Origin of the sequence: Micromonospora sp. NPDC049679, from assembly GCF_040659735.1 — a bacterium.
Taxonomy (GTDB): Bacteria; Actinomycetota; Actinomycetes; order Mycobacteriales; family Micromonosporaceae; genus Micromonospora_I.
Genome location: NZ_JBFANZ010000011.1, coordinates 47,619 through 68,184, shown reverse-complemented (window position 1 = coordinate 68,184; position 20,566 = coordinate 47,619). Strand labels below are relative to the sequence as shown.

Genomic DNA, 20,566 nt, shown 5'->3' with positions numbered 1-20,566 from the left:
GATCACTCTCCGTCGTAGGTGATGAGATGACACAGGGCGGGAAGGGTGCCGTCGGCCAGTCGGCCGAGCACGTCGGGTAGCTCCTCAAAGCGGGACGCGCCGGTGATCAGCGCGTCGAACGCGGGATCGCGGAGCAGTTCCAGGGCGAGCGTCAGGCGATCCGCGAACGTCCGGCTCCCCCGTCGCGCCGGCGAGACCGTGCCCACCTGGCTGCTGCGGATGTTGAGGCGACCGGAGTGGAACGAACCGCCCAGCGAGAGTTCGACCGCACGATCCCCGTACCAGCTCAGCTCGACGACCGTGCCTTCCGGCGCGAGCAGGTCCAGCGACCGCTGGAGCCCGGCGGATGTCGCGCTGGCGTGTACCACCAGGTCACGGCCGTCGGCGGCCTGCGCCGGCAGCGCGAACTCGACGCCCAGCGCCGCGGCGACAGCGGCCCGGCCGGGATCGGCGTCGACCAACTGGACCCGCACGCCGGGAAACCGGGCGAGCAGGGCGGCGACGGAGCAACCGACCATACCGGCGCCCACCACCGTGATCCGGTCGCCGACGAGGGGCGCGGCGTCCCACAGGGCGTTCACCGCGGTCTCGACGGTCCCGGCGAGCACCGCGCGCGCAGGCGGAACACCGTCGGGCACGGCGATCACGGCGCTGGCCGGGACGACGTACGCGGTCTGGTGCGGGTAGAGGCAGAAGACGCTACGCCCGAGCAGGCTCGACGGACCCTCCTCGACGACGCCCACGTTGAGGTAGCCGTACTTCACCGGTCCGGGGAAGTCGCCCTCCTGGAACGGCGCGCGCATCGCGGCGTACTGGCTCGCGGGCACGCCGCCCTGGTAGACCAAGGTCTCGGTCCCCCGGCTGATGCCGGAACGGAGGGTGCGGACGAGGACCTCGTCGGGGCCGGGGGCGGGCAGCGTCGCCGACCGGATCTCGCCCTTCCCGGGCGAGCGTAACCAGAAGGCGTGGGCCTCGCGCGTCACCGAATTCTCCTCATCTGGATCCCGAACCGAACCGAACGGCCGCATTTTCCGTGTTCCCTGTCAGCGGGTCGTCGATCTTAGTCACGGAGGCACGGTGCCCAGGGTTCAAACCGGTCCGGTGATCGGGCTGATCGTCCAGTTTGTCCTGCTGGCGGGCCTCGCCGGAACAGTCGGTCTCAGCAGCGCGGGGTGGCTGACGGGGATCGCGTACGGTGCTGTCACGTGCATCGCCCTCACCCGGGGGCTGCGCCGGGCGGGTACGGGCGACCTCGGCCCGGCCGACCGGGTGACGTTGAGCCGGGGGATCCTCGTCGGCGCCGTCGCAGCGCTGACGGTCGACTCGTTCGGCCGGCAGGCGCCGGTCGAGGTGATGGTCATCTTCACCGCCGTGGCGCTGGTGCTCGACGGGGTCGACGGATACGTGGCCCGACGCACCGGCACCGCGAGCGCACTCGGCGCGCGCTTCGACATGGAGGTCGACGCGTTCCTCCTGCTGGTGCTCAGCGTCTACCTCATGCCGTTGACGGGTGGTTGGGTACTCACGATCGGAGCGATGCGGTACGCCTTCGTCGTCGCGATCTGGGTGCTGCCCTGGATGCGCGGGACGTTGCCGCCGCGCTACTGGCGGAAGGTCGTGGCGGCGGTGCAGGGCGTCGTCCTGGTGTTCGCGATGGCGGACGTGTCACCCCGGCCGCTGATGGCCGTCGTGGTGGCGGCGTCGCTGGCCCTGCTCGTCGAGTCGTTCGGCCGCGACGTCGTGTGGCTGTGGCGGGAGCGTCCCGTCCGGACCGGCCATCCCCGGGTGACCGGCCACCTACCACCTCGCCCGCCAAGCGCTCCCCCGGTCGCGTCGCGGCAGGCGCGGTGGGCGGCGCACCTTCCGATCTGAGGCACCCCTGCCCGCAGATTGCTCATGCAGTCCGGGGCCGTAGCAAGGAGACACGCACGTGAGTCAGTTCGAGGCTGTCCTGTTCGACGCGGGCGACACGCTGATCCGGCTTTCCGGCAACGGCGAGACGTTGCTGCACCGAGCGGCAGCCGTCCTCGGCGTCGACCCGCTCGACCCGCAGGAGGTCGCGCTCGTGTGGCGGCGGGTGCTCGAACGCAGCAGCACCGCTGAGGAGCTGGCGAAAGGCCGTGACCTGTCGAACGCGCGGCACCGCGAGGTCTGGACCGCGCTGTACGACACGGCCGGGTGTGAGCGGCTGGCTCCGGGGCTGAGCGAGGAGTTGTACGGGCTCACCGTCAGCGCCGAGTCCTGGGAAGCGTTCCCGGACACGGTTCCCACCTTGAAGGCCCTGCGTGAGCGGGGTCTGCGGATCGGAATCGTCAGCGACACCGGCTTCGACCTGCGCCCGGCGATGGACCTGCTGGGGATGTCGCCTTTCCTGGACACCGTCGTGATGTCCTTCGAACGCGGTGTCTGCAAGCCCGCTGTCGCGCCGTTCCTCACCGCATGCGAGCAGCTGAACGTCAGCCCGGAACGGACCCTCATGGTCGGTGACAACCCGCTCACCGACTCCGGCGCGGTGGCGGCCGGAATGTACGTGTTCCTGCTGCCGCCGCCCGCGAAGAGCGGCGCGCGGGGACTCGGGCACATCTTGTCGCTGGTCTGACCCGCACCAGGCTTCGCTACGAAGGGCGATCCGTTGTTCTTGTTCACGCGCTTCCGCCGGCCACCGACGCAGGGGCGATCCGGTGCGGAGGAGAGCCTGACGACGGACCGCCCGCCCGAGCGTACGGCGCGCGACGACCTGCCGGGTGACACCGGGGGCAGCGACCGTCTCGGAACGCACTCCGTGCTGGCGTGGGTCACCAGCGCCCTGGCCGGCCTGCTCGTGCTGTTCGCCCTCGTCGCCCCGAACCAGCTCAATCGCCTCACGCCCGGGGCGTTCGTGCGGATACCGCTCGAGGGGCTCGTCGCCGTCACCCTTCTTCTCGTCCTGCCGGGCAGGGCCAGGCGGGTCGGTGCGCCGCTCCTCGGCTCCGCCCTCGGCCTGCTGACCATCCTCAAGATCATCGACATGGGGTTCTTCACGGCGTTCGACCGGCCGTTCCACCTGGGGGTCGACTGGGTCCTCTTCGATGACGGCGTGGGGTTTCTCGCCGACTCGTTCGGGCGGTTCGCGGCGACCGGCGCCGTCGTCGCGGCGGTGCTTCTCGTCACCGTCCTGCTCATCCTCATGACGCTGTCGGTCCTGCGCCTGGCCCGCCTCGTGGCCCGGCACGACACCCGCGCGCGGCGGACCGTCGCGGTGCTGGCGGTCGTCTGGTTGGCCTGCGCCGCGCTCGGCGTGCGGATCGTGCCGGGCGTACCGGTCGCCGACAGCAGCGCGACGGCCCTGGTCTACGACCACGCCCAGCAGGTGGGAGCGGGCCTGCGGGATCGGAAGACCTTCGCTGCGGAGATCGCCGACGACGCGTTCCGGGACGTCCCGGGTGAGCAACTGCTGACCGCCTTGCGCGGCAAGCACGTCGTCATCGCCTTCATCGAGAGCTACGGGCGTGACGCGGTCGAGGATCCGGAGTTCGCGACCCAGGTCGGTGCGGTGCTGGACGCCGGGGACAGCCGGCTGCGCGCCGCCGGGTTCACCTCCCGGAGCGGCTTCCTGACCTCACCCGCGATGGGCGGCGGAAGCTGGCTCGCCCACGACACGCTGCTCTCCGGACTGTGGATCGACAACGAGCAGCGGCACCGCGGCCTGCTGGCGAGCGACCGGCTGACCCTGGGGGCCGCTTTCCGGCGCGCGAACTGGCAGACCGTCGGCGTCATGCCCGCCGTCAGTCAGGACTGGCCGGAGGGGGCGGTCTTCGGCCACGAACGGTTCTACGACGTCCGCGACCTCGGATACGAAGGCCCGACCTTCGCCTACGCTCCCATCCCCGACCAGTACACCCTGTCGGCCTACCACCGTCTCGCGCAGGCGACGCCCGACCGCGCTCCGGTGATGGCGGAGATCGCCCTCGTCTCGAGCCACTCGCCCTGGACGACCATTCCCCGGCTCCTCGACTGGAAGGAGATCGGTGACGGGTCCGTCTTCCACAACGCCGCGGCCGCAACCGAACGCCCCCAGGCCGGGGCGAAGGGCGACCCGGTCACCCGGGCGCGGACCGGGTACCGGCGTGCCATCGAGTACTCGCTGAACAGCGTCATCTCCTACGTCGAGACGTACGGCGACGACGACCTTGTGCTCGTCGTCCTCGGCGACCACCAGCCCACCCCGCTCATCACCGGTGAGGGCGCCACCCGGGACGTACCCATCTCGATCGTCGCCCGTGACCGCGCCGTCCTGGAGCGGATCTCCGGGTGGCGCTGGCAGGACGGCCTGAAGCCCGGCCCGCAGGCCCCGGTCTGGCGGATGGATGCCTTCCGCGACCGCTTCCTGACCGCCTTCGGACCGGGGCGAGCGGCAGGTTGAGGCAACCTTCCGAATCCTCCCGGTCGTCGGCACCGGCCCGGGCCCAACCCGTCATTTCGCCGCGTGACGGCGGGAGACGATTGAGGAAGAGCTACGGGACGACGCCCTCGGGCGCGGCGTCGGCGAGTTCGGCGAGGATCTGGGCGTGGCAGGGCTCGGGTACGCACCAGCAGCCCAGTCGTCGCCCACGCAGGTCGGGTATCCGGGCCAGCAGGTCGGGTCGGTCGAGCAGCCAGCTACGGTACGCCTCGAGCACCTGCTCCCGGCTACCGTCCCGACCGGGGCGGAACGGGCTGGCCAGTGGCGAGCCGTCCAGGTCCCAGCCGCCACGACGCATGGTTCGCCCCACGTAGACCACGTCGGCGTAGTCGGGATCGCCGAGGTGACCTTTCAGGTTCACGACGCTCGTCCGGTCCATGACGCCATCCCTTCCTCACTGGTCGGCTCGCCCAGCAGCCACGTGTCCGAATACCGACGCGGCTCAGGGGCGACCACTGCGCACGCTCACCGTACGCAGCGCGTCGTAGCTGTCGGGCATGTCGCGCTCCTCGGGTGAACTCCCGCCGGAACGCGTCGTGGATCAGCTTGAGAGCGGCACCGCTGCTGGCCCGCGTGATCGTTGTATCTTCGACATCGTCACCAGCCAGGGTGAGTGTCACCGACCGGGAGGTAGTCGCGTCCAGGGAAGTCGGTCGCAAGCTCATCGCTTCGAACAAGAAGGCGCGGCACGATTACGCGATCCTCAAGACGTTCGAGGCCGGGATTGTGCTGGTTGGCACCGAGGTCAAGTCGCTGCGGGCCGGCCGGGTATCGCTGGTGGACGCGTTCGCCCATGAGCACGATGGCGAGATCCTGATGTACGGGCTACACATCGCGGAATACGGGTACGGCACCTGGACGAACCATCAGCCTCGCCGTACCCGGAAACTGCTGCTGCGGCGCGTGGAGATCGACAGGATCCTCGAGAAGGTACGGGAAGGCGGCCTCACGCTCGTGCCGTTGTCGATGTATTTCGAGAACGGCTGGGCGAAGGTCGAGCTCGGCCTCGCTCGCGGCAAGAGGTCCTACGACAAGCGGCAGTCCCTGGCTGAACGGGACGCGAACCGCGAGATCGCCCGGGAGATGAGCCGCCACCTCAAGGGCATGCCCGGGCAGCGGAAGTAGCCCGCCCGTACCGGCCGGGCGTGGACCCGGCACCCTGCGCCACCGCGCGGCTCGGGTGCCGGGCCTCGCCGCCTCAACCGTTGGCCGTACCGGCCCGCGCCTCGGGGTCGTTGTGCCGGAGGTGGTGCACGATGTCCGCCTCGACGCCGCGGATGTGGCTCACCGCCTCGGCCTTGGCGTCGCGTACCCGGCGTCCGATGACGGCGTCCACGATCCGGCAACGCCCGTCGTGTGCGGCCGCCCGCCGCCCAGGCAGAGCGATGACCCGGTGCGGGTACGTGGTGAAGAGCGGCTGAAGGCTCTCCGCGAGCCGGAGCAAGGTCGTGTGCGCGAAACCTGCGCCGGGTGCGGCCGCGCCCCGCTCCTGGGGTCAGGAGCGGAACTGTTCGATGACGAGCTCCGCGGCCTGGGCGATGAGTGCGTCGTCGTAGGTGGCGTCCTTGTCGTCGCGGGTGGAGAGGATGGCGACCACGATGGGTGCGCGGCCGGGGGGCCAGATCAGCGCGATGTCGTTGCGTGTGCCGTAACCAGCGGCGCCGGTCTTGTCACCGACGACCCAACCGCTTGGCACTCCGGCGCGGATGAGCTGGGCGCCGGTGGTGTTGCCTTGCAGCCACCGGTGGAGGATGTCGCGGTCCTCGGGGTCGAGAGCGCCGCCGACGGCGTACGTCTGCAGGTCCGCGGCGAGGGCGCGGGGCGTGCTCGTGTCCCGCTTGTCACCGGGCGTGGCCTCGTTGAGCTCGGTTTCGTAGCGGTCGGCCTCGGTCGTCTTGTCACCGATGCCGCGGAGCGCCTTCTCGAAGCGGTGCGGGCCGCCGAGGTGACGCAGCAGCAGGTTGCCGGCGGTGTTGTCGCTGTACCGGACCGCGGCGTCGGCCAGATCGCGCAGCGTCATCCCCTCCCCCACGTGTTTCTCGGTGATCGGCGAGTAGGTGACGAGATCGGCCTGCGTGTAGCGGACGATCCGGTCGAGTTCCGCGGTCGACGTTCCGTCGAGCACGGCAGCTGCGGCCAACGCCTTGTACGTCGACGCGTACGCGAACCGCTCGTCGGCCCGGTACTGGAGGGTGCGACCGGATCCGGTGTCGATCGCGTAGACGCCCAGCCGCGCGTCGAACGCGGTCTCCAGCTGTCCCAATTGCCGCTCCACGGGCGCCGCGGTGGTGGCGGCCGCGCTCGACGCGGGCATGACGGCGGCATCAGCGGTGGCACAGGCGGCAACGGGAACGACCGCGATCGCTGCGGTTACCGCTGCGACGGCGCGTCGTGTCCGAGAGATCAACATGATTCCCCTTGTGATCGTTCGACGATTCGGGGCCGCTCCGGCTGGCCGGTCGGCCTCCCTCCCGCGAACCGTCGCACCCGTCGCACGATGCTGTCCAAGACCGCAGTGGTGTTATTGATGCCGATCCGGCATAGGCTGTCTCGTCGTGGATCTCGTCGCCGCATGTCGGGCCTTCGTCTCCGTGAGCGGATACGGCAGCTTCACCGCAGGAGCGGCGGCCGCCCGCATTCCGCAGTCCGTGGCCAGCCGCCGCATCGCCGCGCTGGAGGAGCGATTCGGCTCCCGACTCTTCGACCGGTCGTCACGGACGGTTACACTGACGCCGTTCGGTCGGGACATGCTGCCGTCGGCCCGGCGGCTCGTCGAGCTCGCCGACGCGATGGAGCACGACGCTGAAAGGGCCAAGCTGCGCCCCTTCCGGCTGGCCGTACCCGCGATCTGCGCCCCTCGCCCGCTCGCGCGCCTGGTTGCCGAGGGTCGCCAGCACGACCTGCATCTCGACCTGCACATGGCCGAACCGGGCGAGCGCGCCGAGCTGTGTCGCACGCTCCGCATCCGCGCCGCCGTCGTCGCGGTGCCCTCGGCCGAGGCCACCTGGCAGGTGCCGCTGGGCCTCGCCGGTCAGGCCGACACCCAGACACCGACGCTGTTCCTGGAAACCCTCCGCCCCGGCCGGTCCCGTAGCGCGGCGCGCCGGTCCCGCGTCTGGATCCAACCGGAGGACGACGTGCCCCACATCCGCGACCCGCTGACCCGCCTGGCCCAGGCCGTCGGACTGCAACCCGCCCAGTTGACGGTGGCGACGTCGCTCGTCGACGCCGCCGCCGCCACGCTCAACTCTGCCGATCACCTGCTCTGCTCGCGGGACCAGGCCGACGAACTGGGCCTGCACTGGCGGCCCATCGGCGAGCTGCGGCTGACGCGAGGCTATGACGTCACCGCCGGCGTCCGCGACGACGCCCACCGACTGCGCACCCTGCTGCACGCGCGGATAGGACGCTGCGTGGGGGCACCGGCGGGGCAGCAGGCGTGAACCCCGCCCAGATGATCCGCACCGCTCGGGCGACTCTCGACGATGCCGGCCTACGCGGGTCGTTCCTCGTACGCGACCTCGACTCCTGCGAGGAGATCGGCACCGACACGGATGTGGTCTACCCCATCGCGTCGCTGGTGAAGGTGCCGTTGGCGATCGCCACGCTCGAGCGGATCGCCCGCGGCGAACTCGATCCGGCGACACCGGTCCACGTGACACCCGGCCGGATCACCACCCCGGGACCGACCGGTATCAGCAGATTCCGCCACCCGACCACCGTCGCCCTAGAGGATCTGCTCTACCTCAGCACATCAGTCAGCGACGGCGTCGCCGCCGACGCCCTCTTCGCACTCACGCCCCCCACCCAGGTCACCGCCGAACTGCGCCGGCTGGGCTTCGACGGCATCGCGGTACGCCACCTCATGGGTGACCTCACCGACACGCCGGCCGAACGCCTGGGGCCAGTGGACAGTCATCTCGCACATTCCCTCGCCATCGGCGCGGCGACCCCCGGACACGGGAATCTGGTGCCCCAACTCGATGTCGCCCGCGCCAACGCGGGATCCGCGCGGAGCTTCGTCAATCTGCTGCAGGGTATCTGGAGGCCTTCGTCGGTCCACCCGGCGAGCGCGGCGCGCGTACGGGAACTGATGGGCGACAACATTCTGCGCCACCGCCTCGCACCCGACTTCACCTCGGACGCGTCCCGGTGGTCGTCGAAGACCGGCACACTCCTCAACCTCCGCCACGAGGTCGGCGTCGTCGAACACGCCGACGGGCAGACGTTCGCCGTCGCCGCCCTCACCGAATCGCACGTACCGGCCGTTCATCAGCCCGGCACCGAGGCGGTGATGGCGCACGTCGCCCGCACTCTGCGCGACCACCTGAGGGGAATCCGCTGCTGAGATGGCTCAGGCCGGCGCGAGCTGCTGTCACGGCAGGGGCGCCGCGCCGAACGTCGGCCGTCCGTTGCAGCACCGTGTGCGAGCTGCTACGCGACGACCTGACGAGAATCTTTACGCGCCTGCCCGGGGTCAGTAACGTCTCATCGAAGGTTACCGATGACTGACGGGACGCGGCGTCCGTCGCCGATCGCGGTGGACAGCCCTACGGGAGGTACGCGCATGAGCAGGAGAAGCCCGCTGCTGGGCCTGATCACAGTGGGGGCGCTCACGGCCTCTGTCATCGCCGGCTCGTCCGCGGTCGCGCGCCTGGCGCACGGCCCCACCGGCCACGCGGATGCCGAGGCGGTCGCGGGCGCAACCGGAGGGCGGTGGGTGGCGAGTTGGACCTCGATGCCGCAGTTGACCGAGCCGCACAACCTGCCCCCGGCGCCGTTCACCCAGGAGAACCTCGTCCTGCGCGACAGCACGCTGCGGCAGACGATCCGGGTTTCGGTGGGTGGGCAGCGGATGCGGATACGGCTCTCCAACGCGTTCGGCGGGGCACCGCTGCCGATCACCGCGGCCTCGGTGGCGCTGCCGGCCGGGGGGCAGGCCGGGGCCAGCGCGATCGAGCCCGGCACCGGCAGGCGGGTGGCGTTCAGCGGCCGCTCCTCCGTGGTGATCCCGGGCGGCGCGCAGATGGTCTCCGATCCGATTGATCTCCCCCTCGCGGCACGGTCCAACCTCGCCGTCACGCTCTACCTGGCCGAGGGTCAGCGCTCCAACAACATCACCTCCCACCCCGGCTCCCGGACCACCTCTCACCTGGTGGCCGGCAACCACATCGAGGACACCGCCCTGTCGGGCGCGACGCCGACCGACCACTGGTACTTCCTCAGCGGCGTGGAGGTGGCCGCGCCGCCCGCCACCGCGACCGCGACCGCGGTGATGCTCGGTGATTCGCTGACGGACGGACGTGGCTCGACCACGAACGGGAACAACCGCTGGCCCGATCAACTCCTGGACCGGCTGCACACGTACCGCCCCACGGCGAATGTCGCGCTGGTCAACCAGGCCGCGGGTGGCAACCGGGTGCTCAATGACGGGCTCGGCCCCAATGCCCTGGCGCGGCTCGACCGGGACGTGCTGGCGCAGAGCGGGGTGAGGTGGCTGGTCGTGTTCGAAGGGGTCAACGACATCGGTACCGCCGAAGCGACCGAGGCCGCGCAGAAGGCGGTCGCGGATGACCTGCTCACGGCGTACGACCAGATCGTGACGCGGGCGCACGCACAGGGCATCAGGGTGTACGGCGCGACGCTGACCCCGTTCGGCGGGAACTCCGGCTACGACGACGCGGCCGGCACCCGGGAGGTTGCCCGCCAGACGGTCAACCACTGGATCCGGACCAGCGGGCGGTTCGACGCCGTCATCGACTTCGACCGGGCCGCCCGGGACCCGGCGAATCCCCGCCAACTGCTGTCCACCGTGGACACCGGTGACCACCTGCACCTCAACGCCGCCGGCTACAAACTGCTGGCCGACACCGTCCCCGCCGGGCTGTTCCACCACTGACGTACCACCCGGCGGCGCCACTCCGGCTTCGAGCGGCGTGGTCAGATCCGGTCGTTCAGCGTGGCGCGCCCGCGGCGGACCGCCGTGATCGCGCTTCGGGCCCGGACCATCGTCGCCGGGGCGACGGTCCGGGCCCCTGGCACAGCTCGCCGCGTCAGGCCGGCTCCGCCACCCGGTTGTCGAACAGTGCCAGGCCCGCGGCGGTGTTGGAGGCCGGCACGAAGTACGTGGAGTGCACCTTGCGCACCTGCTCGTTCATGGCGCCGCGCATGATCAGCCACATGATCATCTCGATGCCCTCCGAGCCGGCCCGGCGGATCAGCTCCTCGCGGCTCATGGCCGCGAGCTTCGCCGGGTCCTTCTCGATGGCCTCCATGAACATGTGGTCGAACTCCGCGTTGATGAAGCCCGCCCGCGCCCCGGCCAGCTGGTGGGACATCCCACCGGTGCCGAGGATCCCGATCTTCACGTCCTCGTCGTATGCCGCGATCGCCCGGCCGATGGCCTGGCCGAGGGCGTAACACCGCGCGGCCGTGGGCTGCGGGTACTGGATGACGTTGACCAGCAGCGGCACTACCGGGCAGGGCCAGGCGTCGCCGGGGTCCGGTGTCCAGACCGACAGCGGCACGGTGAACCCGTGGTCGACGGCGAGTTCCTGGAAGACGGTGAGGTCGAAGCCGTCGTCGACCAGGCTCTCCAGCAGGTGCAGGGAGAGATCAGGGTCGCCGATCACGTCGGGCACCGGGCGCCGCCCGAAGCCCTCGTCCGCGACCGTGTACCGGTCGGCGGTCCCGATCCCGAAGGTGGGAACGATGTCGAGGTCGATGCCGTTGGCGTGGTCGTTGTACACCAGGATCGCGACGTCGGGCTTGTGCTCCGCCAGCCACTTCCTGGCCGGCTGGTAGCCGTCGAACAACGCCTTCCAGTTCGGGTCCTGCGTCTTGCCCCGGTCCATCGCCGCACCGATCGACGGCACGTGCGACGTCGCCAGGCCCCAGATCACCTCAGCCATCGGTCCGTCCTCCCGCCCGCATCGCCGCCACGAACTCCTCCTCGGTCATCCCGCTGAAGACACCACCGAGGTACTGCATCGACCGGCCGTCCATCATGGCCAGCTTGTACACGTAGAAGATGCTGCCGCCGAGGTCGATCATGGCCTGCCAGTCGCGCGCCAGGACCGCCGTACGCTGCTCGGGCGAGAGCCCGAACTCGTCGCAGTAGGCCCCCTCGTCGACGAGGAACCGTTCCCGGTTCTCGACGAACCGCAGGCTCATGAAGAGCTTGTTCATCCGGAAGCCGCGCCGGCTGGTCTGCCCGTCGAAGATGGGCGTCCCCGGCACCTCGAACCTGTCAGTCGCCATCACGGGCACTCCCGTCCGCCGGTGCGGCGTGCTCGTGTTCGTCCAGCCACTCCCACAACTGGCGGGGATGCGAGCTGGTCCACGTCCGTCCGCACCAGCAGCTGCCCAGCATCTCGCCGTCGTACTGCCGGAAGGTGATGCGCAATTCGCGCCCCGGGCCCGTCGCCGCCATCACCGCTCCTGCGGGTGCTGGGCCAGCGCCTCCACGTGGACGTCCAGCCACGGGGACATCGGCAGCGACATCAGGGCGTCGTGCAGCTCGGCCGGGTCGGCGGCCTCGTAGAGGCCGACGGTCGCGTTGCGCCCCGGCACCCGCCACAGCCGCTTGAGGATGCCCGCGGCCCGCAGCTCCATGGCGCGGACCCGCTCGGCGGCCCGCAGTTCCTCCCGCCGCTCGGCCGGGGTCTCGGCGGGCAGGCGGTTCTCGGAACGAACGAGGAACTCCACGATCTCTCCTGTCGTAAAGGTGGTGTCAGGCCAACTCGAGCAGGACGTCGGCCAGCGCCCTCGGCGCCGTCACCATCGCCTCGTGCCCGGTGTCCAGCTCGTGCACCGGCCAGCCGCGTTCGCGCGCCCGCTCCGCCTGGCCCTGGAACACCCGCATCCACGTCACGCACTCAACGAACGCGGCCGGCACGCCGTCGACCGCACCGGTGAGCTCGAGCCGGTCGGTGTAGGTCTTCCACGGGTGCGGGGTCAGCTTGGGTGTCAGCCAGTCGAGGTCGACCTGTTCGGTCACGCCGAGCACGGAGAGCTTGCGCACCGGCACCAGCCACCCGAATCCCTGCTCGGCCGCGGACTCGGCCCAATGGTGCTCCACCGTCTCGGGCAGCAGGTCACGGGCGGCCTCGCCGTCGGAGCCGACGAACGCGTCGAGATACACCCGACGCGCGATCGCCTCCGGCCGCCGGTCGGCCACCGCGGTGACGATCTGGCCGGCGTAGCTGTGGCCGACCAGCACCACGTCCCGCAGGCCGAACGTGTCGATCAGCCGGACGACGTCCTCGACGTGGGTGTCCAGGCCGACCAGCGGCGAGAGCAGGTGGGCCCGCTCGGACAGCCCGGTGAGGGTGGGGGCGTGGACCTCGTGGCCGGCCGCGCGCAGCAGCGGGGCGACCCGGTCCCAGCACCAGCCCCCGTGCCACGCCCCGTGGACGAGGACGAAGGTCGTCATGCCCGCCCCGCCGGTGCCGGAGCCGGTGCCGCGGCAGCCGCGGCGCGGGGACGGGCGTTCGCCGATGTGGCCGCCGCCTCCGCCTTGGCCATTCGCTCGAGCAGCCGCCGGCCGCGGATCCCCGCGACGTCGGAGCGGATCGACGACTCGACCATCCCGGGATCCGTGGCGACCATGAGCTCCTGGATCTCGAGGGCGTCCACGTCCTCCTTCATGACCGCCAGCTGCTGCTTGAGCTGGAAGTCCGAGAGCTCGGCGTCGTCGATCTTGTAGTCCCGGGCGAGGGCGAAGAAGTCGTGCGTCTCGGTCTCCGTCGCCGGGGTCATGCCGTAGATGACCTTCATGTGGAAGCCCTCGGGCTCCTCGGTGCCGGTCGGGGCGATCCGGATGTTGAGGATGAAGATGCCGGGGGCGTAGAAGTCACCGTCCTGCCAGCGGTCGATGTCGGTCGTCACGCCCATCGACGACCGGTAGAACGGCGGCGCCTCGATCCCGGTCATGTGCCGGATGAACGAGACCTTGTTGCCCTCGCTGGTCACGTCGATCGGGGTGGAGGCGACGGCGGCGTTGCCGATGCTGCTCGGGTGCAGGAACGTCTCGTGGGTCAGGTCGAGCAGGTTCTCGACCAGCAGCACCTGGCGGGCCTTCAGCGGCACGACCCCGTGCACGTGGGTCCAGTTCTCGTCGGTCAGCCAGGAGGCGTCCGGGATCTCGGCGGGGTCGGCCTTCTCCGGGTCACCCGGCCAGATCCACACGATGCCGTGACGCTCGACGAGCGGGAACCGGTGCACCGACGCCTTCGGGGTGTCGGGCTGCTCGGCGACGCCGACACAGGAGCCGGAGCCGTCGATGCGATAGCCGTGGTAGTTGCACTCGATGACGTCGCCGTCGAGCCGGCCCAGCGACAGCGGGTAGCGGCGGTGCGGGCAGCGGTCCTCGATCGCGTTCACGCTGCCGTCCGAGAGCCGGTAGAAGCAGACCGGCCGTCCGCCGATCCACCGCTGCATCAGCGTCCGGGTGACCTCGTCCGACCAGGCGCCGATATACCAGCCGTTCATGACGATGGGGTTGACTGCCATGACAGTTCTCCTCAGAAGGTGCTGGGCGCGGCGTCGTCCGCCGGCTCATCGACGTAGGTGACGCCCAGTCGGGCGAGGGTCTCGCGCATGCCGTACACGTCGAGGCCGAGCACACCGGCCTGGAACTGCTCGCGCTTCTCCTGCTCCTTGGCCTCGCGGGCCAGGGAGGCGGCCGCGACGTCCGGGGCGTCCTCGCGGGCGACCACGAGCACGCCGTCATCGTCGGCGACGATCACGTCGCCGGGCCGGACGGCGGCGCCGGCGAGAACGACGGGCACGTTGACCGAGCCCGGGGTGGCCTTCACGGTCCCCTGGGCCGAGACGGCGCGCGACCAGACGGGGAAGCCCATCGCGGTCAACTCGGCGACGTCGCGGACGCCGGCGTCGATGACCAGGCCCAGTACGCCGCGCGCGGCGAGCTGGGTGGCGAACAGCTCGCCGAACATGCCGTCGGTCGACGGCGAGGTGGTGGTGACGACGAGGACGTCGCCGGGGCCGCACTGCTCGATGCAGGCGTGGATCATCAGATTGTCGCCGGGCTGGCTGAGCACCGTGACGGCGCGGCCGGCGATCCGGGCGCCGGGGTAGATCGGCCGCAGCACCGGGTGGGTCAGGCCGCGCCGGCCCATCGCCTCGTGCGCGGTGGCGACGCCGGCCCGGCCGAGCACCTCCACGGCCTCGGCGTCCGGGCGACGGGTGGTCCGGACGATGACGTGACGGCTCATCGGAGCTCCTCCCCCACGGTCGGGAACGTGCGCTGGTAGGCCTCGGCGTGAGTGACGCTCTTCGGCGCCCCGTTGCGGCGCGCCTGCACACCGCGGCGCACACCGAGCTCGGTGTAGTAGTCGACGAGGTGGCCCTGGCCGCCGGCCATGCACCGCATCGCCTCGGTCTTGCGCTCGAACACCGGCGTGATGTCCAGCAGCAGCTCCGGGACGAAGCCGCAGACCTCGGGCTGGTGCGGCTCGAACTGCAGCACCTGGGCGGCGCCGAGCGGCTTCGTCGAGGGGTCGTGCCCATGTGCCTGGGCAACCATTCGGGTGAGCAGCGTGGTCTCGTGCGCCAGGTTGTGGTCGCGGTTGTACGGGTCGTTGGGCACGTGGGTGAGGAGTACGTCGGGCAGCCGCTCGCGCATGATCCCGACGATGCGGTCCTGCGCGGCCTCGTCGACCCGCAGCGGATAGTCGCCGAGGTCGAGGAACTCGATACTCGCCCCGAGCACCTCGGCCGCGGCCGAGGACTCCTCGCGGCGGGCCTGCTTGACCCGCTCGAGCGTCATGCCCTCCTGCTGCCACAGACCCTGCGACTCGCCGCGCTCGCCGAAGCTCAGGCACACGACGTGCACGGCGGACCCGCGCTGCGCGGAGAGCGCGATCGCGCCACCGGCGCGCCACACGAAGTCCGCGGCGTGCGCGCTGATCACCAGGACGGAGGGGGTAGTGGACATCGTTGTCTCCAGGTCGGGGCGGGCGGGTCAGAGGTCGAGCACGAGGCGCGCGCCCCGGCACCGGGAGACACAGATCATCATCGTGTCGCCCGCCGCCTTCTCATCGTCGGTGAGCAGGGAGTCGCGGTGGTCCGGCTCGCCCTCGACAACGGTGGTCTCACAGGTGCCGCAGATGCCCTCGGTGCAGGAGGAGAGCACGTCGATCCCGGCGTCCTCCACCGCCCGCAGGATGCTCTGCTCCGGGGCCACGGTGACGGTCAGACCGGAGCGTTCGCAGACCACCTCGAAGCCGGTGTCCGCGCCGTCGTGGACCACCGGGGCGGCGGTGAACCGCTCGACGCGCAGCGCGCCGGACGGCCAGTCGGCGCAGCGCGCCGCGACGGCGTCGAGCAGGCCGGTGGGCCCGCAGCAGTAGACCAGGGTGTCGGCGGCGGGCGAGCCCAGCGCGGCGTCCAGGTCGAGCAGCCCCGTCTCGTCCTGCGGGCAGACCCGCACCCGCTGCCCGTACTCCGACAACTCGCCGAGGAAGGCCATGGACGCGCGGGTCCGGCCGCCGTAGTGCAGCACCCAGTCGGCGCCGGCGGCCTCGGCTGCGCGGATCATCGGCAGCAGCGGGGTGATGCCGATGCCGCCGGCCAGGAACACGTACCGCGCCGCCGTTTGCAGCGGGAAGTTGTTGCGGGGACCGCGGACCCGCAGGGTCGTCCCCACGGTCAGCTCCTCGGCGACCCACCGCGATCCACCGCGCCCTTCGGCCTCGCGCAGCACACCGAGCCGCCACCGGGTGGTGTCGGCAGGGTCGCCGCAGAGCGAGTACTGGCGGGTCAACCCACCCGGCAGCTCGACGTCGATGTGCGCACCCGGCGTCCAGGCAGGCAGGGGTGACCCGCCCGGCAGGGAGAGCTCCACGCTGACGACGCCGTTCGCCTCGTCGCGGCGCTGCGCGACGACGACATCGGCCTCGAAGTCGGAGTTGGTGCGTGCGGTGGGGGCGGGTGCTTCGAAGACGGTCGATGTCGTCACGGCGCCTGACCTCCCTGTGTCGTTGCCGGAGTCGGAGGCGGTCAGGCATGACCGCCGTCACACAACAACGTACGGAGCGTCAGGGGTCCGGACATCGGCGCGATGTCAGCTCGTGGACGACCATTGCGGCGGGGAGCGACTACGTCATCCGTCGCGGTGACCGGCAATCGCGCGAGGTCAGCTCGGCGGTATGAGCCCTTCACGGATGGCCAGCAGCGCGGCCTGCGTACGCGAGGAGAGCTGCAGCTTGGCCAGCACGTTGCTGACGTGGGTCCGTGCCGTGCGCTCGCTGATGCCCAGGGTCGCGGCGATGTCCCGGTTGGACTTGCCCTGCGCGACCAGGATGAGGATCTCCCGCTCCCGCGCGGTCAGCGACACCAACCCGATCTGCGGGGCGTTTATCCGTCTCGTGAGCTGGCGGGCGACGGCCGAGTCCAGGTGGACCTCCCCGGCCGCCGCGGCCCGGATCGCGGTGGCAACCTCGGACGGGTCGGCGTCCTTGAGCAGGTACCCGGCCGCTCCCGCGGCGAGCGCGGCATGGACCACTTCGACCTCCCCGAAGCTGGTGAGGACGACGACCTTCACGTCCGGGTGGGCGCGGGTGATCGCCTCGGTCGCTTCCACGCCACCCATGCGGGGCATCCGCAGATCCATCAGCACCACGTCGGGCATGGGCTCACCGGTGGTGTGCCACTGCCGGAGAAGCGCGATCGCCTGCTCGCCGTCGCTCGCCTCGCCGATCACGTGCAGAAACGGAATGGTCTCGGCGTAGGCGAGCAATCCGCGGCGGACGATGGCATGGTCGTCGACGACCATCACCCGGATGACCCCGCCCTGGGCCCGGTCGGTGCTCACCTGCTTCTCATCTCCCCTGTCAGCTGGGTGTCCCTGGCCGCTGCCGGCACCGTCACCTTGACCGTCCAGCCGCCGGCCGGGTGCGGGCCGGCGAACAGCTGCCCGCCCCACCGCTCCGCACGTTCCCGCATCGACACCAGGCCGAGCGTGACCTGTGGTATCCGTGCCGCCGGGGTCCGCTCCCGGCCGGGATCGGACCCACACCCGTCGTCGGTGATGTCGAGGGACAGGGCGCCGTCGAGCAGGGCGAAGCGGACCGCCACGCCCTGGGCCCGCGCATGCTTGACGACGTTGTGCAAGGCCTCCTGCGCGATGCGGTAGAGGTCCTCCTGGATCTCGATCGCCAGGTCGAGCTCCAGCTCGGGCGGCGCCTGGACGTCGACAGCCAGCGCGGTACGCGCCTCCAGGCTCGCCGCGTGGGCCCGCACGGCGTCCACCAGGCCGCGCTCGGCAAGCTCCAGCGGGTGCAGCTCGAAGACCAGCGCACGCAGGTCGGCGAGCGCGCTGCGGGACAGGTCGGCCAACTCCTGCGCGCGGCTGCGCATCCGCGCCGGATCGGCGTCGGCGTTGTCAACCTGGCCCCGCAGCGCCTCGGCCTGCATGCGCATCGAGAACAGTTGCTGCACGACCGAGTCGTGCAGGTCCCGGGCCAGCCGACGGCGCTCGTCCGACTGCGCCTGGGACCGCGTCCGGGCCAGGTGCGCCGCGATGTCGATCGCGATGGCCGCGTGGTCGGCCATCGCCTCGAGGAAGGCCAGCGAGTTGGGCCCCGGGTCCTCCCCCGGCACGTAGTAGGCGTTGATGACGCCGATGGTCCGTCCCCGCACCATCAGCGGCATGGAGACGAAGCTGTCCCAGTCCGGGTAGCCCATGAACATGTGCAGCGGCGCCCAGGCCGGGTCGGCCAGGATTGCGGGCTTCCGGTTGAGCACCACGACCGGTTCACGATCCTGGATGGCGTCCATGAAATGGACGTGGGCACCCAATCGCCGGCACGCGCTGAGCCGCTCGACGAAGTCGCGGGCGTCGCCGAAACCCGCCATGCCCAGGACCCGGAGTTCGTCCTGGGGGTTGTCGATCGCCAGGATCTGGACGGCGGCGATGTTCGCCGTCATCACGATCTCGTTCGCGACGGCATCCAGAGTCGCCCGCAGCGAGGCCGCGTCGGCGACGCTGGCGGCCGCACGTGTGATGGCGGTCAACCGCTCCTGCTGCCGCAGCAGATCGGTCACGTCGCTGAACCAGGCCGCGTACGTGCCGTCGGCCAGAGGCGCCAGCCGGTACTCCAGGTCGCGCCGGCGTCCGTCCGGGGTCACCCACACGGCGCGGCGGCGATGGTCGCGCAGCCCCGCGAGGTCGGCGTCGTCCACCGGGAAAGGGGCCGGATGCCCGATGAGGTCGTCGGCGGGCAGTCCCAGCACGTCGGCGGCGGCGGCGTTGACAACGGCGAAGCGGCCATCCCGGTTGAGCACCGCCAGACCGTCGGCGGAGACGGCTACGAGGGCGCGCAGCAGCAGGGAGTCGGCGCCGGGGCCCGGCACCGATGGTTCATCGACCGCACGTTCCACCTCGCTGCGCACCTCTGCCTCGTCCCCGGCCCGGCACGGTTGCAGGGGCCACGTCGGGGGCGGATGTCACTCACCCGCTCCGCGGGCGCCCCCTGTGCCGCCACGGCTCGGTGCGCCGGCCGGGGCCTCAGACCCAGGTCGGCGCACCGAGCGTACGTAATCGCAGCTCAACTGACCAGGCCAGGCTCCTTCGCGGCGGCCTGGCGGCCGGGCTGGTCGTCGGAGGGGATCGCGTCGGCGTCGTCGCGGGACGGCCCGGTGGTGCGGAGGCCCACAGCGGCGAACAGGGTCACCAGCGCCAGCGCGGACACGTAGAGCGCGATCGGCGTGGATGACTTGTAGGCGCCGAACAGCGCGGCGGCGACCATCGGGGTCACGCCGCCACCGATCATGCCGCCCAGCTGGTAGGCGATGGAGATGCCGCTGTACCGGATGCGGACGTCGAAGATGTCGGTGAACAGGCCGCCCTGCGCGCCGGCCATGGTCCCCTGCACGACCGCGGCCACCATGAAGGCGACCAGGGCCAGACCGGTGCGGCCGGTGTTGACCAGCGCGAACATGGGCAGCGGCCAGATCACTGCGCTCAGCACGCCGACCACGTACACCCGCTTGGACCCGAACCGGTCCGACAGCACCGCCGACGTCAGGATCGCGCCGCCCCACACCACGGTCGAGAGCAGGATCAGCGTGAGCAGCGTCGTCCGGGAGAAGCCGACCACCGTGGTGCCGTAGGTCAGCATGTACACGATCACCGTGTAGCCGACCGCGGGCGAGGCGATGGAGGCCAGGCTGGCGAGCACCAGCGCCCGCGGTTGCCGACGCACGAGCTCGGCGATGGGCACCTTGCTCACCGCCTTCTCCTTTTTCACCGCCTGGAATTCCGGCGCGTCCTGCAGCTTGCTGCGGACCAGGAAGCCGACCACGACCAGGACGATGCTGATGAGGAACGGGATGCGCCACCCGTAGCGGAGGAAGTCCTCGTTGGACATCCCGGAGACGGCCAGGAAGGCGAGGTTGGAAAGGAGCACGCCGACGGGCAGGCCGAGCTGGGCGAAGCTGCCGTAGACCGCGCGGCGCCGCGGCGAGGCGTTCTCGGTGGCGATCAGCACGGCGCCGCCCCACTCACCACCCACGCCGAATCCCTGGGCCAGGCGGAGCGTCACCAGCAGCACCGGAGCCCCGATGCCGATGGCGGCATAGGTGGGCAGCAGCCCGATGGCGAAGGTCGCGCCGCCGGTCAGCAGCAGCGTGAGGACCAGCATCGACTTACGGCCGATCCGGTCTCCGTAGTGCCCGATGATCGCGGCGCCCAGCGGGCGGGCGATGAAGCCGACGGCAAAGGTGCCGAAGGCGGCGAGGGTGCCGGCGACGGGCGAAAAGCTCGGGAAGAACAGGTTGCCGAACACCAGCGCCGCGGCGGTGCCGAAGATGTAGTAGTCGTACCACTCGATGGAGGTGCCGATGAAGCTGGCGGCGAAGATGCTCTTCTTCGACGGCGCGTCCGTTGTTCTCGGGGGGGCCACGTGTTCGTACTCCTCTGGACGCCGACTGGGGGGACAAGCCGTGACAGAATGTGATGCCAATCTCACGGCTACAGGAATGAAAACTGGTCGGCAGGCCGGAATCCCGAGCCCACCGACCCGGCTGCGCCGCGTCATCCGGGCCGGACGCCCTACGTCATCTGTCGCATCGTCGGACGGAAACCGCAGGTCAACCCCC

General features: G+C 70.9%; 23 protein-coding genes. 7 read left to right on the top strand and 16 right to left on the bottom strand.

The window, feature by feature from the left end; all coding sequences use genetic code 11:
* Positions 1 to 2 precede the first annotated feature (2 nt).
* Entirely contained in the window at positions 3 to 983 is a 981-nt protein-coding gene (locus AB0J06_RS09875; protein ID WP_357426645.1) for a zinc-binding alcohol dehydrogenase, read from the bottom strand.
* A gap of 94 nt (positions 984 to 1,077) precedes the next feature.
* Here AB0J06_RS09875 and AB0J06_RS09870 point away from each other — a divergent pair, with 94 nt between their 5' ends.
* From AB0J06_RS09870 to AB0J06_RS09860, 3 genes are read left to right on the top strand one after another with little or no spacing between them, the layout of a single operon-like run.
* A complete protein-coding gene (locus tag AB0J06_RS09870; RefSeq protein WP_357426643.1) occupies positions 1,078 to 1,872 on the top strand; it encodes a CDP-alcohol phosphatidyltransferase family protein in 795 nt (264 codons plus the stop codon).
* Between the two features lie 58 nt (positions 1,873 to 1,930).
* Positions 1,931 to 2,599, top strand: a complete 669-nt coding sequence (locus AB0J06_RS09865) for an HAD-IA family hydrolase (protein ID WP_357426641.1) — start codon at positions 1,931 to 1,933, stop codon at positions 2,597 to 2,599.
* A 33-nt stretch (positions 2,600 to 2,632) separates the two neighbouring features.
* Positions 2,633 to 4,402 carry a sulfatase gene (locus tag AB0J06_RS09860; protein ID WP_357426639.1) on the top strand — a complete coding sequence of 590 codons (1,770 nt, stop codon included), beginning with the start codon at positions 2,633 to 2,635 and terminating at the stop codon, positions 4,400 to 4,402.
* Positions 4,403 to 4,493: 91 nt separating this feature from the next.
* Here AB0J06_RS09860 and AB0J06_RS09855 read toward each other — a convergent pair whose 3' ends face one another.
* Positions 4,494 to 4,820 (bottom strand): DUF4326 domain-containing protein, encoded by a 327-nt coding sequence (locus tag AB0J06_RS09855; protein ID WP_357426638.1) that lies wholly within the window; start codon positions 4,818 to 4,820, stop codon positions 4,494 to 4,496.
* Between the two features lie 230 nt (positions 4,821 to 5,050).
* On the opposite strand from AB0J06_RS09855, the gene smpB reads away from it, so the two are divergent.
* Entirely contained in the window at positions 5,051 to 5,566 is a 516-nt protein-coding gene (gene smpB / locus AB0J06_RS09850) for an SsrA-binding protein SmpB (protein ID WP_357426786.1), read from the top strand.
* 73 nt (positions 5,567 to 5,639) lie between these two features.
* On the opposite strand, the gene AB0J06_RS09845 is transcribed toward smpB, so the two are convergent.
* Together AB0J06_RS09845 and bla are read right to left on the bottom strand one after the other, a co-directional pair.
* Complete coding sequence (locus AB0J06_RS09845) at positions 5,640 to 5,885, bottom strand: hypothetical protein (protein WP_357426636.1); 246 nt, start codon at positions 5,883 to 5,885, stop codon at positions 5,640 to 5,642.
* A gap of 51 nt (positions 5,886 to 5,936) precedes the next feature.
* Positions 5,937 to 6,851: a class A beta-lactamase gene (gene bla / locus AB0J06_RS09840; protein ID WP_357426634.1), complete on the bottom strand. Its 915-nt coding sequence runs from the start codon at positions 6,849 to 6,851 to the stop codon at positions 5,937 to 5,939.
* Positions 6,852 to 6,996: 145 nt separating this feature from the next.
* Between bla and AB0J06_RS09835 the strand changes: the two genes are divergently transcribed.
* The 3 genes from AB0J06_RS09835 (at position 6,997) to AB0J06_RS09825 (ending at position 10,340) form a co-directional block, all read left to right on the top strand.
* Positions 6,997 to 7,884 (top strand): LysR family transcriptional regulator, encoded by an 888-nt coding sequence (locus AB0J06_RS09835; RefSeq protein ID WP_357426632.1) that lies wholly within the window; start codon positions 6,997 to 6,999, stop codon positions 7,882 to 7,884.
* Positions 7,881 to 8,789: a serine hydrolase gene (locus AB0J06_RS09830; protein WP_357426630.1), complete on the top strand. Its 909-nt coding sequence runs from the start codon at positions 7,881 to 7,883 to the stop codon at positions 8,787 to 8,789. Before AB0J06_RS09835 ends, AB0J06_RS09830 begins: the two co-directional genes overlap by 4 nt.
* 219 nt (positions 8,790 to 9,008) lie before the next feature.
* The gene (locus tag AB0J06_RS09825) at positions 9,009 to 10,340 is read left to right on the top strand and encodes an SGNH/GDSL hydrolase family protein (RefSeq protein ID WP_357426628.1); all 1,332 of its coding nucleotides are present in this window, start codon (positions 9,009 to 9,011) and stop codon (positions 10,338 to 10,340) included.
* Positions 10,341 to 10,494: 154 nt separating this feature from the next.
* Here AB0J06_RS09825 and AB0J06_RS09820 read toward each other — a convergent pair whose 3' ends face one another.
* The 12 genes from AB0J06_RS09820 to AB0J06_RS09765 all read right to left on the bottom strand — a co-directional run bounded on the left by AB0J06_RS09820 (position 10,495) and on the right by AB0J06_RS09765 (position 20,370).
* Positions 10,495 to 11,352 (bottom strand): class III extradiol dioxygenase subunit beta, encoded by an 858-nt coding sequence (locus tag AB0J06_RS09820; protein ID WP_357426626.1) that lies wholly within the window; start codon positions 11,350 to 11,352, stop codon positions 10,495 to 10,497.
* Positions 11,345 to 11,701, bottom strand: a complete 357-nt coding sequence (gene ligA / locus AB0J06_RS09815) for a protocatechuate 4,5-dioxygenase subunit alpha (RefSeq protein WP_357426624.1) — start codon at positions 11,699 to 11,701, stop codon at positions 11,345 to 11,347. The genes AB0J06_RS09820 and ligA overlap by 8 nt, the downstream gene beginning before the upstream one ends.
* Complete coding sequence (locus AB0J06_RS09810; RefSeq protein WP_357426622.1) at positions 11,691 to 11,873, bottom strand: hypothetical protein; 183 nt, start codon at positions 11,871 to 11,873, stop codon at positions 11,691 to 11,693. The genes ligA and AB0J06_RS09810 overlap by 11 nt, the downstream gene beginning before the upstream one ends.
* Entirely contained in the window at positions 11,873 to 12,148 is a 276-nt protein-coding gene (locus AB0J06_RS09805) for a muconolactone Delta-isomerase family protein (RefSeq protein WP_357426620.1), read from the bottom strand. The genes AB0J06_RS09810 and AB0J06_RS09805 overlap by 1 nt, the downstream gene beginning before the upstream one ends.
* 25 nt (positions 12,149 to 12,173) lie before the next feature.
* The gene (locus AB0J06_RS09800; RefSeq protein ID WP_357426618.1) at positions 12,174 to 12,875 is read right to left on the bottom strand and encodes an alpha/beta fold hydrolase; all 702 of its coding nucleotides are present in this window, start codon (positions 12,873 to 12,875) and stop codon (positions 12,174 to 12,176) included.
* A complete protein-coding gene (locus AB0J06_RS09795) occupies positions 12,872 to 13,954 on the bottom strand; it encodes an aromatic ring-hydroxylating dioxygenase subunit alpha (RefSeq protein ID WP_357426616.1) in 1,083 nt (360 codons plus the stop codon). Before AB0J06_RS09795 ends, AB0J06_RS09800 begins: the two co-directional genes overlap by 4 nt.
* An 11-nt stretch (positions 13,955 to 13,965) precedes the next feature.
* Positions 13,966 to 14,679, bottom strand: a complete 714-nt coding sequence (locus AB0J06_RS09790) for a 4-carboxy-4-hydroxy-2-oxoadipate aldolase/oxaloacetate decarboxylase (protein ID WP_357426614.1) — start codon at positions 14,677 to 14,679, stop codon at positions 13,966 to 13,968.
* Positions 14,676 to 15,401, bottom strand: coding sequence for a PIG-L deacetylase family protein (locus AB0J06_RS09785; protein ID WP_357426612.1), 726 nt, complete (start codon positions 15,399 to 15,401; stop codon positions 14,676 to 14,678). Before AB0J06_RS09785 ends, AB0J06_RS09790 begins: the two co-directional genes overlap by 4 nt.
* A 27-nt stretch (positions 15,402 to 15,428) precedes the next feature.
* Positions 15,429 to 16,424 (bottom strand): PDR/VanB family oxidoreductase, encoded by a 996-nt coding sequence (locus tag AB0J06_RS09780; protein ID WP_357426610.1) that lies wholly within the window; start codon positions 16,422 to 16,424, stop codon positions 15,429 to 15,431.
* Between the two features lie 177 nt (positions 16,425 to 16,601).
* Positions 16,602 to 17,279 (bottom strand): response regulator transcription factor, encoded by a 678-nt coding sequence (locus tag AB0J06_RS09775; RefSeq protein WP_357426608.1) that lies wholly within the window; start codon positions 17,277 to 17,279, stop codon positions 16,602 to 16,604.
* Positions 17,276 to 18,859, bottom strand: a complete 1,584-nt coding sequence (locus tag AB0J06_RS09770) for a histidine kinase (RefSeq protein ID WP_357426606.1) — start codon at positions 18,857 to 18,859, stop codon at positions 17,276 to 17,278. The genes AB0J06_RS09775 and AB0J06_RS09770 overlap by 4 nt, the downstream gene beginning before the upstream one ends.
* 155 nt (positions 18,860 to 19,014) lie before the next feature.
* The gene (locus AB0J06_RS09765; protein WP_357426604.1) at positions 19,015 to 20,370 is read right to left on the bottom strand and encodes an MFS transporter; all 1,356 of its coding nucleotides are present in this window, start codon (positions 20,368 to 20,370) and stop codon (positions 19,015 to 19,017) included.
* Positions 20,371 to 20,566 lie beyond the last annotated feature (196 nt).

Coding starts and splice junctions, on each gene's coding strand:
- AB0J06_RS09855 (WP_357426638.1), bottom strand. CDS start 4,820: ATGGACCGGACGAGCGTCGTGAACCTGAAAGGTCACCTCGGCGATCCC.
- bla (WP_357426634.1), bottom strand. CDS start 6,851: ATGTTGATCTCTCGGACACGACGCGCCGTCGCAGCGGTAACCGCAGCG.
- AB0J06_RS09825 (WP_357426628.1), top strand. CDS start 9,009: ATGAGCAGGAGAAGCCCGCTGCTGGGCCTGATCACAGTGGGGGCGCTC.
- AB0J06_RS09820 (WP_357426626.1), bottom strand. CDS start 11,352: ATGGCTGAGGTGATCTGGGGCCTGGCGACGTCGCACGTGCCGTCGATC.
- ligA (WP_357426624.1), bottom strand. CDS start 11,701: ATGGCGACTGACAGGTTCGAGGTGCCGGGGACGCCCATCTTCGACGGG.
- AB0J06_RS09810 (WP_357426622.1), bottom strand. CDS start 11,873: ATGGCGGCGACGGGCCCGGGGCGCGAATTGCGCATCACCTTCCGGCAG.
- AB0J06_RS09800 (WP_357426618.1), bottom strand. CDS start 12,875: ATGACGACCTTCGTCCTCGTCCACGGGGCGTGGCACGGGGGCTGGTGC.
- AB0J06_RS09795 (WP_357426616.1), bottom strand. CDS start 13,954: ATGGCAGTCAACCCCATCGTCATGAACGGCTGGTATATCGGCGCCTGG.
- AB0J06_RS09790 (WP_357426614.1), bottom strand. CDS start 14,679: ATGAGCCGTCACGTCATCGTCCGGACCACCCGTCGCCCGGACGCCGAG.
- AB0J06_RS09785 (WP_357426612.1), bottom strand. CDS start 15,401: ATGTCCACTACCCCCTCCGTCCTGGTGATCAGCGCGCACGCCGCGGAC.